Annotated in this window: 13 protein-coding genes, 1 tRNA gene and 2 pseudogenes; 12 read left to right on the top strand and 4 right to left on the bottom strand. The window is 56.5% G+C overall.

Features of this window, described 5'->3' with window-relative positions; translation table 11 throughout:
* Positions 1–17 precede the first annotated feature (17 nt).
* The gene (locus RS887_RS00655; RefSeq protein ID WP_322614013.1) at positions 18–1,046 is read left to right on the top strand and encodes a nucleoside hydrolase; all 1,029 of its coding nucleotides are present in this window, start codon (positions 18–20) and stop codon (positions 1,044–1,046) included.
* A 54-nt stretch (positions 1,047–1,100) separates the two neighbouring features.
* Here RS887_RS00655 and RS887_RS00650 read toward each other — a convergent pair whose 3' ends face one another.
* Positions 1,101–1,292: a hypothetical protein gene (locus RS887_RS00650; protein WP_008016387.1), complete on the bottom strand. Its 192-nt coding sequence runs from the start codon at positions 1,290–1,292 to the stop codon at positions 1,101–1,103.
* 132 nt (positions 1,293–1,424) lie between these two features.
* Here RS887_RS00650 and RS887_RS00645 point away from each other — a divergent pair, with 132 nt between their 5' ends.
* Positions 1,425–1,730 (top strand): hypothetical protein, encoded by a 306-nt coding sequence (locus RS887_RS00645; RefSeq protein WP_322614012.1) that lies wholly within the window; start codon positions 1,425–1,427, stop codon positions 1,728–1,730.
* Between the two features lie 165 nt (positions 1,731–1,895).
* A complete protein-coding gene (locus tag RS887_RS00640; RefSeq protein ID WP_322614011.1) occupies positions 1,896–2,216 on the top strand; it encodes an I78 family peptidase inhibitor in 321 nt (106 codons plus the stop codon).
* A 70-nt stretch (positions 2,217–2,286) separates the two neighbouring features.
* Here RS887_RS00640 and RS887_RS00635 read toward each other — a convergent pair whose 3' ends face one another.
* Entirely contained in the window at positions 2,287–2,499 is a 213-nt protein-coding gene (locus tag RS887_RS00635) for a cold-shock protein (RefSeq protein WP_003179963.1), read from the bottom strand.
* Between the two features lie 292 nt (positions 2,500–2,791).
* Complete coding sequence (locus tag RS887_RS00630) at positions 2,792–3,091, bottom strand: hypothetical protein (protein WP_322614010.1); 300 nt, start codon at positions 3,089–3,091, stop codon at positions 2,792–2,794.
* 381 nt (positions 3,092–3,472) lie between these two features.
* Between RS887_RS00630 and thrS the strand changes: the two are divergent.
* The 9 genes and pseudogenes from thrS (at position 3,473) to RS887_RS00585 (ending at position 10,924) form a co-directional block, all read left to right on the top strand.
* A pseudogene (thrS, locus tag RS887_RS00625) lies at positions 3,473–5,394 on the top strand (threonine--tRNA ligase).
* Positions 5,394–5,945 (top strand): translation initiation factor IF-3, encoded by a 552-nt coding sequence (gene infC, locus RS887_RS00620; protein ID WP_172435703.1) that lies wholly within the window; start codon positions 5,394–5,396, stop codon positions 5,943–5,945. Before thrS ends, infC begins: the two are co-directional and overlap by 1 nt.
* Before the next feature lie 60 nt (positions 5,946–6,005).
* Positions 6,006–6,200, top strand: a complete 195-nt coding sequence (gene rpmI / locus RS887_RS00615) for a 50S ribosomal protein L35 (protein WP_002553160.1) — start codon at positions 6,006–6,008, stop codon at positions 6,198–6,200.
* Between the two features lie 28 nt (positions 6,201–6,228).
* A complete protein-coding gene (gene rplT / locus RS887_RS00610; RefSeq protein ID WP_007905879.1) occupies positions 6,229–6,585 on the top strand; it encodes a 50S ribosomal protein L20 in 357 nt (118 codons plus the stop codon).
* A gap of 109 nt (positions 6,586–6,694) precedes the next feature.
* The gene (gene pheS / locus RS887_RS00605; RefSeq protein WP_007975711.1) at positions 6,695–7,711 is read left to right on the top strand and encodes a phenylalanine--tRNA ligase subunit alpha; all 1,017 of its coding nucleotides are present in this window, start codon (positions 6,695–6,697) and stop codon (positions 7,709–7,711) included.
* Positions 7,712–7,737: 26 nt separating this feature from the next.
* Complete coding sequence (pheT, locus tag RS887_RS00600; RefSeq protein WP_322614009.1) at positions 7,738–10,116, top strand: phenylalanine--tRNA ligase subunit beta; 2,379 nt, start codon at positions 7,738–7,740, stop codon at positions 10,114–10,116.
* Between the two features lie 3 nt (positions 10,117–10,119).
* Entirely contained in the window at positions 10,120–10,422 is a 303-nt protein-coding gene (gene ihfA / locus RS887_RS00595) for an integration host factor subunit alpha (RefSeq protein ID WP_002553164.1), read from the top strand.
* Positions 10,403–10,759 (top strand): MerR family transcriptional regulator, encoded by a 357-nt coding sequence (locus RS887_RS00590; protein WP_003179985.1) that lies wholly within the window; start codon positions 10,403–10,405, stop codon positions 10,757–10,759. Before ihfA ends, RS887_RS00590 begins: the two co-directional genes overlap by 20 nt.
* A gap of 88 nt (positions 10,760–10,847) precedes the next feature.
* Positions 10,848–10,924, top strand: a tRNA-Pro gene (locus RS887_RS00585).
* Between the two features lie 664 nt (positions 10,925–11,588).
* On the opposite strand, the pseudogene RS887_RS00580 reads toward RS887_RS00585, so the two are convergent.
* Positions 11,589–11,861, bottom strand: a pseudogene (locus RS887_RS00580) (transposase); the annotation flags it as partial.
* Between the last annotated feature and the right edge of the window lie 3 nt (positions 11,862–11,864).

Below are 11,864 nucleotides of genomic sequence, written 5' to 3'. Positions count from 1 at the left end.
TGCGCAAGGAGTGCGCCATGTATCGCTATGCTCAGAAACTGCACCAACTGCTCCGGAGTCTGCTGCTTTTGTCCCTGATTACCGCAACGAACGCCCAGGCGGCACAAAAGATTGATTTGATCATCGACACCGATCCGGGGGCTGACGATATCGTTGCCTTGTTGTTCGCCCTGGCATCGCCTGACGAGCTGAATGTTCGGGCATTGACCACCGTTGCGGGCAACGTTCGCCTGGACAAGACGTCGCGCAATGCGCGATTGGCCCGGGAATGGGCGGGGCGCGAAGAGGTGCCGGTCTATGCGGGGGCGCCGAAGCCCCTGATGCGTACCCCCATCTACGCCGAGGACATTCATGGCAAGGAAGGGTTGTCGGGCATTGCCGTGCATGAGCCCAGGCAGGGCCTGGCCCGAGGCAACGCCATCACTTATCTGATCGATACCCTTAAATCGGCCAGGCCCCACAGCATTACTATCGCCATACTTGGGCCGCAGACCAATCTGGCCCTGGCGCTGATCCAGGAGCCGGGTATTGTCCAGGGCATCAAGGAAGTGGTGGTCATGGGCGGTGCGCACTTCAATGGCGGCAACATCACGCCGGTGGCCGAGTTCAACCTGTTCGCCGACCCGCACGCCGCCGAAGTGGTGCTCAAGAGTGGCGTGAAGCTGACCTACCTGCCGCTGGATGTGACCCACAAGATCCTTACCAGCGAAGCGCGCCTGAAACAGATTGCGGCACTGAACAACAATGCCGGCCGGCTGGTGGGCGACATTCTCAATGAATACATCAAGGGCGACATGGAACACTACGGCATTCCGGGCGGCCCGGTGCATGACGCCACGGTGGTCGCTTACCTGCTCAAGCCGCAGTTGTTCAGCGGTCGCTCGGTCAACGTGGTTGTCGACAGCCGCGAAGGACCGACCTTTGGACAAACCATCGTTGACTGGTATGACAGCTTGAAAGCGCCAAGGAATGCCTTCTGGGTTGAAAGCGGCGATGCCCAGGGCTTCTTCGACCTGCTGACCGAGCGTCTGGCTCGTCTGAAATAAGCGCCATGTCCCGCAGGTGCCTGCCTGCGGGTTTCACTTCCGCCCGCTGACAGCTCAGGCCTTCTGGTCCGACAGATGTTTCTCGAAAATCTGCTCGATGAACGATTGGGCGGCTTCGGTTCCAAGATCCCTGACCAGCAGGTCGATACCGATAATGGCAAGCTCTTCCGTGCTGCTTGGACTGTAGGAGCTGTGGCCGTCCTGCCACTTGGCCTTGATGTCAGCGTCGATGCTTACGGTGGTCATATTGGCACTCGTGAAATCGGGGAGGTCTGAGTGCCGAGTTAACCATTTTGCGGGGCTTTTGACACGCCGACTTAGGCAGCAAAGGTGGGCTATGCGACACTTGGTCTCTGACGAATATTCAAGGAACGCGCTGTGCAGATCGATCTGAACTCTCCTGATGGCCTGACCCTCGAGGCCGTGCGTCAGTTGCTGGCTGGCGCCAGTGACGATGAGCACACCCAGTTGCGGGTCACCAAAGGAGGCATTGCCTATATCTCCTCGGGTGTCGTGGGCGGTACCGAAATCGACGGGTTGTTGTTTCGTCTCGAAACCTGGGCCAAGGGCTCCGGTTATGTCGGGCGGGTCGCGGCCAGCGATGAAGTCTGGGTCATGCAGATATTCAATGCCTTGAAAGAGAACTGGCCCAATCCGCCTTACGACTATATCGACGTCTATTGAGCGTCGTTCATATTCAGTCACGATTCAGTGATTAAGGGCAGGGCGACGCTCAGGCAGAATCGCGGCTCGTCCGGATCATGGGCAGGGTGCCGGTGCTCCCTGTGAAACCAAACGCCAGTCTGGTTGTCGCACGATCTCAGCTTAATCATTGAATAAGGAGGCTTCATGCCTTGGAAGCTCGCGTCATTGGGTACTTTGCTGGCCGTTGCCACGCTGACCGGTTGCAGCACTGCCTCTACGGAGTCGGCAACCGCTGATGTTGCGACGACTGACACGGGTCACAGTCGCTGTGAAGCGAAGGCTGCGGAGTTCACCATTGGCAAACAGGCATCGCCGCAGTTGCTTGAGCAGGCGCGTACCCGCGCAGGGGCACAAAACGCACGATTCCTGCTGCCAACCGACATGGTGACGCTGGAGTACCGTTCCGATCGCCTGAACCTGAACACCGATGCCAACAGGGTGGTCACCCGGGTCAACTGCGGCTGATCCTTCGGCTTTTGTTTCGCCCATAAAAAACCCCGTCACATGGACGGGGTTTTTTTAGTGCGCCTGGAAATTACTCTGGGCGAACTTGAGCAGCTTGCATACCCTTTTGGCCTTTCTCAGCCACGAAGGAAACGGTCTGGCCTTCTTTCAGGCTTTTGAAACCGTCGCTTTCGATAGCTTTGAAGTGTACGAACAGGTCGTCACCGCCACCTTGAGGAGTGATGAAGCCGAAGCCTTTTTCATCGTTGAACCATTTAACGGTGCCGGTTTGGCGATTAGACATGGTGTATCTCCAAGAAACATATATTTTCAGTAGTACTGTGCTGCTCAGGCCAACTGGGCACACCCGGGTATCATAGTCGAAATGTTCGCTTTGGGAGCCCCCCAGACGCGTTGTTTGCTTTCATATTGCACGTCTTTCACCGTCATGAATGGCTGTGAGCCCCGGTTTCAGGGGGGTTGCGCTGCAAAATAGGGGATTAAAAAAACCCATAAAAGCTGCGTAAATTATGTGAATCAGCCGATATTTGGCTGTTTTAGGCCCCCGGATTACTCAAAAAGCGTCCTGCGGAGCTCTATTTCTGGACTCTGCACACCGAGATTTCTTTCAGGGCGCGCTGGCCCAGTTCAGCGCTGGGCGGGTTGTTTTTGTCCATCAGCTGCGCGATCTCTTGTGTGGTGAATTTCTTTTCCAGCACGTCGGCGCCGCATGCGCAGTGTTTCTTTGCTTCGCTCGGGTTAATACTTTGGCTTGCGGCTTTTGTGCAGTCGCCCATGTACTGTGCTTTCACGCCCGCTGGCCAAGCGGCGTGGGCGCTCAGTGGCAGCAGCAGGGCAAGCGGGGCGACAACGGCAAAAAGACGGATAAGGCGCATGACATGAACTCCTTGGGATCGGTATCTGTGGCGATTCTCAGTCAATTTGAGGCGACTCGTACATCTCAAGTTCACTCTGCGCCAAAAGTGAGGAAATCTTCACGGTCTGAATGCGTGCAAGTCGATAACCGTTCATCTGTGCTAGCATGCCTCGCTCGGGCGTTTGCAGGCTTCGGCGGACCCTTGGTCCCGGTAGCGGCAGATGCGCGATTAACCCTGATTTGAATCCCAGTCACTCTGGTTCGGTTTCCCGGTTGGCCGCAAGGCTTCTGCCGCTGTAAGGCAGGCGTTCGTCATTGAATGGCCTGGACCGGATCTTGTACTGGCTCATCCCAACCCACGTGACCTTTGGTAGGGGTCACCACTAGGAGAGGAGGCGCCATGCCAACTATTACTCTTCCCGACGGCAGTCAACGTTCATTCGATCACCCGGTTTCCGTAGCCGAGGTCGCCGCATCCATTGGTGCAGGCCTGGCCAAGGCCACCGTTGCCGGCAAGGTCAATGGCAAGCTGGTCGACGCCAGCGACATCATCGACAGCGACGCGTCGCTGCAAATCATCACGCCAAAGGATGAAGAGGGGCTGGAGATCATTCGCCACTCTTGCGCCCACCTGGTTGGCCACGCGGTCAAGCAGTTGTACCCGACCGCCAAAATGGTCATCGGTCCGGTCATCGACGAAGGTTTCTATTACGACATCGCCTTCGAACGTCCTTTCACCCCGGACGACCTGGCTGCCATCGAACAGCGCATGCAGCAGCTGATCGAGAAAGATTACGACGTGATCAAGAAAGTCACTCCGCGCGCCGAAGTGATCGAAGTGTTCAAGGCCCGTGGCGAAGACTACAAGTTGCGCCTGGTCGAGGACATGCCGAACGAACAGGCCATGGGTCTGTACTATCACGAAGAATACGTCGACATGTGCCGCGGTCCGCACGTGCCGAACACTCGTTTCCTGAAGTCCTTCAAGCTGACCAAGCTGTCCGGCGCCTACTGGCGCGGTGATGCCAAGAACGAGCAATTGCAGCGCGTCTACGGCACCGCATGGGCGGACAAGAAACAACTGGCGGCTTACATCCAGCGCATCGAAGAAGCCGAAAAGCGCGATCACCGCAAGATCGGCAAGCGCCTGGGCCTGTTCCACACCCAGGAAGAGTCGCCGGGCATGGTGTTCTGGCACCCGAATGGCTGGACCTTGTACCAGGTGCTCGAGCAGTACATGCGCAAGGTTCAGCGCGACAACGGCTATCTCGAAATCAAGACGCCGCAAGTCGTTGACCGCAGCCTGTGGGAGAAATCCGGGCACTGGGCCAACTACGCCGACAACATGTTCACCACGCAGTCGGAAAACCGCGACTACGCGATCAAGCCAATGAACTGCCCTTGCCACGTGCAGGTGTTCAACCAGGGCCTGAAAAGCTACCGCGAGTTGCCGATGCGCCTGGCCGAGTTTGGTGCATGCCACCGTAACGAGCCATCGGGTGCCTTGCACGGCATCATGCGTGTGCGCGCATTCACTCAGGACGACGCCCACATCTTCTGCACCGAAGAGCAGATGCAGGCCGAGTCCGCTGCGTTCATCAAGCTGACCATGGACGTCTACGCCGATTTCGGCTTTAAAGATGTTGAGATGAAGCTGTCCACTCGTCCGGAAAAACGCGTCGGTTCCGATGAGCTTTGGGATCGCGCTGAAGCTGCGCTGGCCGCAGCCCTTGATAGCGCAGGCCTGCCGTACGATCTGCAGCCGGGCGAGGGTGCGTTCTACGGTCCGAAGATCGAGTTCTCGCTGAAAGATTGCCTCGGTCGCGTCTGGCAGTGTGGTACCCTGCAGCTCGATTTTAACCTGCCTGTCCGTCTGGGAGCCGAATACGTCTCCGAAGATAACAGTCGCAAGCACCCGGTCATGTTGCACCGGGCGATCCTGGGATCTTTCGAGCGCTTCGTCGGAATTCTGATCGAGCACTACGAGGGTGCATTCCCGGCGTGGCTGGCTCCGACCCAGGCAGTGGTGATGAATATCACTGATAAACAGGCAGATTTTGCCGCCGAAGTCGAAAAAACTCTCAACGAAAGCGGGTTTCGTGCCAAGTCTGACTTGAGAAATGAAAAGATCGGCTTTAAAATCCGCGAGCATACTTTGCTCAAGGTTCCTTATCTCTTGGTTATCGGAGATCGGGAAGTCGAGATGCAGACTGTCGCTGTGCGTACTGTGAAGGTGCTGACCTGGGCTCGATGCCCGTCGCCCAGTTCGCTGAGTTCCTCGCCCAAGCGGTTTCCCGGCGTGGTCGCCAAGATTCGGAGTAATTATTATTAAGCGTGAAATGAGACAAGATAAACGAACTGCACCGAAAGCCCCGATCAACGAGAATATCTCGGCACGCGAGGTTCGGTTAATTGGGGCTGAAGGTGAACAGCTCGGGATTGTGTCAATCGAAGACGCGCTTCTTAAGGCTGAAGAGGCCAAGCTGGATCTGGTGGAGATTTCCGCCGATGCAGTACCACCTGTTTGCAAACTGATGGACTACGGCAAATCGATCTTCGAAAAGAAGAAGCAGATTGCTGCGGCCAAGAAAAACCAGAAGCAGATTCAGGTTAAAGAAATCAAGTTTCGTCCAGGGACGGAGGAAGGGGATTACCAGGTAAAACTGCGCAACCTGGTACGTTTCCTGAGTGACGGGGACAGGGCCAAGGTATCCTTGCGATTCCGCGGCCGTGAGATGGCCCACCAGGAGCTGGGGATGGAACTCCTCAAGCGAGTTGAAGGTGACTTGCTCGAGTACGGTTCGGTCGAACAGCATCCTAAGATGGAAGGACGCCAGCTGATCATGGTCATCGCCCCGAAAAAGAAGAAGTAATCAACAGGGCACGGCAGGCCTTCTGATTATGTTTATCAACTGAATGCGGAGTATCCGAACATGCCAAAAATGAAGACCAAAAGTGGTGCTGCTAAGCGGTTTCTGAAAACTGCTAACGGTATCAAGCATAAGCACGCTTTCAAGAGCCACATCCTGACCAAAATGTCGACCAAGCGTAAGCGTCAACTGCGCGGTAGCAGCTTGCTGCATCCGTCTGACGTGGCAAAAGTCGAGCGCATGCTGCGCCTTCGTTAATTTTAGTCAAGAATAGAGGAAGTAACTCATGGCTCGTGTAAAGCGTGGCGTCATTGCCCGTAAACGTCACAAAAAAATTCTGAAACTTGCTAAAGGCTACTACGGCGCTCGCTCGCGCGTATTCCGTGTTGCCAAGCAAGCGGTAATCAAGGCAGGCCAATACGCCTACCGTGACCGTCGTCAGAAAAAACGTCAGTTCCGCGCTCTGTGGATCGCTCGTATCAACGCTGGTGCTCGTATCAACGGTCTGTCCTACAGCCGTTTCATCGCCGGCCTGAAAAAAGCGTCCATCGAGATCGACCGTAAGGTTCTGGCTGATCTGGCAGTGAACGAAAAAGCGGCGTTTGCTGCGATTGTCGAGAAAGCTAAAGCCACCTTGGCTTAAGTACCCCCGACAGTCACCCGGCCTCGCATCTGTGGGGCCAGGTGTTAAACGTCATAAATAGGGGAAGAGCCTTCAAGCTCTTCCCCTATTTTGTATCTGGAGTCTGTACATGGAAAACCTGGATGCGCTCGTCTCTCAAGCTCTAGAGGCTGTGCAAAGCGCTGAAGATATCAATGCCCTGGAGCAAATCCGGGTTCACTACCTTGGCAAGAAGGGTGAATTGACTCAGGTGATGAAGACCCTGGGGAATTTGCCGGCAGAGGAGCGTCCGCAGGTCGGTGCGCTGATCAACGTTGCCAAGGAGCGTGTCACAGAGGTCCTTAATGCGCGCAAGGCATTGTTTGAAGAAGCCGACCTGGCTGCCAAACTCTCTGCCGAGTCCATTGACGTGACCCTGCCTGGCCGTGGTCAGACCTCTGGTGGTCTGCATCCGGTTACCCGCACTCTGGAACGCGTCGAACAGTTCTTCACCCGTATTGGCTACGGCATTGCCGAGGGCCCTGAGGTCGAAGACGATTATCACAACTTCGAAGCGCTCAACATCCCAGGCCATCACCCGGCCCGGTCGATGCATGACACCTTCTATTTCAATGCGAACATGCTGTTGCGCACCCATACCTCGCCGGTACAGGTCCGCACCATGGAGTCGAAACAGCCGCCGATCCGCATCGTCTGCCCAGGCCGTGTATACCGTAGCGACTCCGATATCACCCACTCGCCGATGTTCCATCAGGTCGAAGGCCTGCTGATTGATCGCGACATCAATTTCGCCGACCTCAAAGGCACCATCGAAGAGTTCCTGCGGGTGTTCTTCGAAAAGGAACTGGCGGTGCGTTTCCGTCCTTCCTACTTCCCGTTCACCGAGCCATCCGCTGAAGTCGACATGGAATGCGTGATGTGCAGCGGTAAAGGCTGTCGCGTCTGCAAGCAGACCGGCTGGCTGGAAGTGATGGGCTGCGGCATGGTTCACCCGAACGTGCTGCGCATGTCCGGTATCGACCCGGAAGAGTTCTCGGGCTTTGCCTTCGGCATGGGCGTAGAGCGTCTGGCCATGCTGCGTTACGGCGTGAACGACTTGCGTCTGTTCTTCGACAACGACTTGCGGTTCCTCGCGCAATTTCGCTAGTCGTAACGAATTCTTAGGAGAGCAGGATGAAATTCAGTGAACAATGGCTGCGTGGCTGGGTTAGCCCGCAGGTAAGTCGCGACGAGCTGGTTGCCCGTCTGTCGATGGCCGGTCTTGAGGTCGATAGCGTTACGCCGGCCGCCGGTGTTTTCAGTGGCGTGGTAGTTGGCGAGGTGCTGAGCACCGAGCAGCACCCGGACGCCGACAAGCTGCGCGTGTGCCAGGTCAGCAACGGTTCGGAAACCTTCCAGGTTGTTTGCGGTGCGCCAAACGTGCGCCCGGGCCTGAAGATTCCTTTCGCCATGATTGGCGCCGAGCTGCCAGGTGACTTCAAGATCAAGAAGGCCAAGCTGCGTGGCGTTGAATCCAACGGCATGCTGTGCTCGCAAACCGAGCTGCAGGTTGGTGAAGGTAATGACGGTCTGATGGAGCTGCCGGCCGATGCGCCGGTGGGTGAGGATTTCCGTGTTTATCTGGATCTGGAAGACGCCAGCATCGAGGTCGACCTGACCCCGAACCGTGGCGACTGCCTGTCCCTGGCCGGTCTGTCTCGTGAAGTCGGTGCACTGTATGCCGCTCCGGTCGTCCGTCCGGTGGTGGCTCCGGTTCCTGCCGCGCACGACGAAGTGCGCTCGGTAGAAGTGCTGGCGCCCGCCGCGTGCCCGCGCTACCTGGGTCGTGTGGTTCGTAACGTCGATCTGTCCAGGCCTACACCGCTGTGGATGGTTGAGCGTCTGCGTCGTGCAGATGTGCGCAGCATCGATGCTGCCGTCGACATCACCAACTACGTGATGCTGGAGCTGGGTCAGCCGCTGCACGCCTTCGATCTCGCCGAAATCAATGGCGGTATCCGTGTGCGCATGGCTGAAGATGGCGAGCAGCTGGTGCTGCTTGACGGTCAGGAAGTCAGCCTGCGTAGCGATACGCTGGTGATTGCCGACCATTCCCGAGCGCTGGCAATTGCCGGTGTCATGGGTGGCGAGCACAGCGGTGTTTCCGCGACCACGCGTGATGTATTCCTTGAAAGCGCGTTCTTCGATCAGATTGCCGTTGCTGGCAAGGCTCGCTCCTATGGCCTGCACACCGACGCCTCGCATCGCTACGAGCGTGGCGTGGACTGGAAGCTGGCTCGTGAAGCCATGGAGCGCGCCACCGGCCTGCTGCTGGAAATTACCGGTGGCGAAGCGGGCCCGATCGTCGAAACCGTCAGCGAACAACACTTGCCGTCGATCGCGCCGATCACCCTGCGTGCCCAACGCATCACCCAGATGCTGGGCATGGAAATGGATTCGGCCGAAGTCGAGCGTCTGCTCAGCGCTTTGGGCCTGACCATTACCGCCGACGGGGCAGGGCAGTGGCGTGTAGACGTACCGAGCCATCGCTTCGATATCAGCCTGGAAGTCGACCTGATCGAAGAACTGGCGCGCCTTTACGGCTACAACCGTTTGCCGGTTCGCTACCCGCAAGCCCGTCTGGCGCCACAAGCCAAGGCAGAGGCGCGTAGCGATCTGCCTGAACTGCGCCGCCTGCTGGTTGCCCGTGGTTATCAGGAAGCAATTACCTACAGCTTCATCGATCCGAAACAGTTCGAGCTGTTTAATCCGGGTGTGGAGCCGTTGCTGCTCGCCAATCCGATCTCCAATGACATGGCTGCCATGCGCTCGTCCTTGTGGCCGGGGCTGGTCAAGGCGCTTCAGCACAACCTCAACCGTCAGCAGGATCGCGTGCGTCTGTTCGAAAGCGGCCTGCGTTTCGTTGGCCAGCTCGAAGGTTTGAAGCAAGAGCCGATGTTGGCGGGTGTTGTTTACGGTAGCCGTCTGCCAGAAGGCTGGGCGCAAGGTCGCGATACCGTCGACTTCTTCGACGTCAAGGCCGATGTCGAAGCGGTTCTGGGTTTTGCCGGTGCACTGGATTCCTTCACTTTCGTGCCGGGCAAGCACCCGGCGTTGCACCCGGGTCAAACCGCGCGCATCGAGCGTGAAGGTCGTCTGGTCGGCTTCATTGGCGCCATCCATCCTGAATTGTCGAAAAACCTCGGTCTCGACCGTCCGGTCTTCGTCTTCGAGTTGGTTCTTGCGGAAGTGGCGCTGGGCAAAATGCCTGAATTCCACGAGTTATCGCGCTTTCCTGAAGTGCGTCGTGACCTTGCACTGATTGCACACAAAGACGTTGCAGCCACGGCTGTACTGGATGTAATCCGTGAAAATGCAGGCGAATGGCTGACAGACCTCAGGCTATTTGACGTGTATCAGGGTAAAGGCATTGATCCTGATAGAAAAAGCCTCGCAGTCGGCTTGACCTGGCAGCATCCATCGCGCACTCTTAATGACGATGAGGTGAATACCGCAACGCAAAACATCCTCACCTCGCTCGAACAAAGGTTGAACGCCACGTTAAGGAAGTGACGTATGGGGGCTCTGACGAAAGCTGAAATGGCGGAACGTCTGTATGAAGAGCTGGGCCTGAACAAACGGGAGGCCAAGGAATTGGTCGAACTGTTTTTTGAAGAAATCAGGCACGCGCTCGAAGACAACGAACAAGTCAAATTGTCCGGTTTCGGCAATTTCGACCTTCGGGACAAACGCCAGCGGCCTGGCCGCAATCCGAAAACGGGGGAAGAAATCCCGATCACGGCTCGCCGTGTGGTCACCTTTCGTCCAGGGCAGAAGTTGAAGGCCCGAGTTGAGGCTTATGCTGGAACCAAGTCATAACGACGAGCTCCCCGTCATCCCGGGCAAACGCTACTTCACCATTGGTGAAGTCAGCGAGCTGTGTGCGGTCAAACCACACGTGCTGCGCTACTGGGAGCAGGAGTTTCCTCAACTCAACCCTGTCAAACGCCGCGGAAACCGCCGGTATTATCAGCGCCAGGACGTGCTGATGATCCGGCAGATTCGCGCGCTTCTTTATGATCAGGGGTTCACCATCGGCGGCGCGCGCCTGCGTTTGTCCGGTGATGAAGCCAAAGACGACACCACTCAATACAAGCAAATGATCCGCCAGATGATCGCGGAGCTCGAAGATGTTCTGGTGGTGCTCAAGAAATAAATTCCTGCTTTAAATACTTCCAGTTTTCAAAAGCTTGCGATATATTCTTGAGCGTTCCTCGAGATGAGGAACAGGTTTCACGCCTAGTCGGGGCGTAGCGCAGTCCGGTAGCGCACTAGCATGGGGTGCTAGGGGTCGAGTGTTCGAATCACTCCGTCCCGACCATTTATCTTTAAGAAATCCAGTGACTTAGCAGTGACTGGATTTTTTTATGGGTTACTATTTTTTCGCGGTGCGGATTTTTGCCCCACTTTTTGCCCCACTGAGGATTTCGATTATCCGTTGGTCGGGTGGTAGGGAATTAACCTAAGGTGCTCGTTAGCGGGTGTTCAAGCGACTCGGGTCGCGAGCCTTGCACGATTGCTATCGTTAATACGGAAAAGCGTTTTCCTCTTCGGGTATAAAGTTCTAAGTATCCGCCACATATCTCCAAGCAGAGGTCGTCCTAGATGGACTCTGCTGTTTCTGATAGTTAGTGGTGGCCCGTTTGGCCCCACTTTTGTTGGTTTCTCCAGGCGCCAGTGTGTCATTTGAATCAACACGTTTTACCTCTTGGCCAATGGCAATATGGGAGAAGACACCACGAGGTCGATTGCGTCACGTGGTAACTGGTAACTGGCAACTTTCGACTCATGGCTGTTAATGGCGAAAGGCTGGAAACGGCCGATTCTGTTGAAAAAGTCGGATTTTCAGCTGGGCCGAACTCAGGCACGACCACCATTGGAGAACCTACTCACCACATTGAGTCGTTTCTCGGCCCTTCGTTGACCTTTGCTGCTCGGTTATTGGGTGGACTTGGTTTGAGGTTTTTCGCCAGGTGCAGGTGCACCTATTCCGGGACCGGTGGCCCTTGAGAGGTAAATTTGGCCAGCCGTCGCAGGTTCTGCACCGCAGCGGCCAGCGCGAACTCATCGGTCGCACCACTCATGCCACGTAGCCGCAGGCGATCCAATTTCAGGATGCGCTTGAGGTGGGCAAACAACATTTCGACCTTTTTACGTTCGTGGCGAGAGCGCTGATATGCCGGCGATGCTGCAATGCGCCGTGCCACATCACGAGCGGCTTCATGGACGCTGCGAGCGATCTTGCTGTTGCCGAAGTTTCA

This window comes from Pseudomonas sp. BIC9C (assembly GCF_034541995.1).
GTDB lineage: Bacteria > Pseudomonadota > Gammaproteobacteria > Pseudomonadales > Pseudomonadaceae > Aquipseudomonas > Aquipseudomonas fluorescens_CC.
Note: the sequence above shows the minus strand (reverse complement) of the source record. Positions and strands in the feature narration are given on the sequence as shown.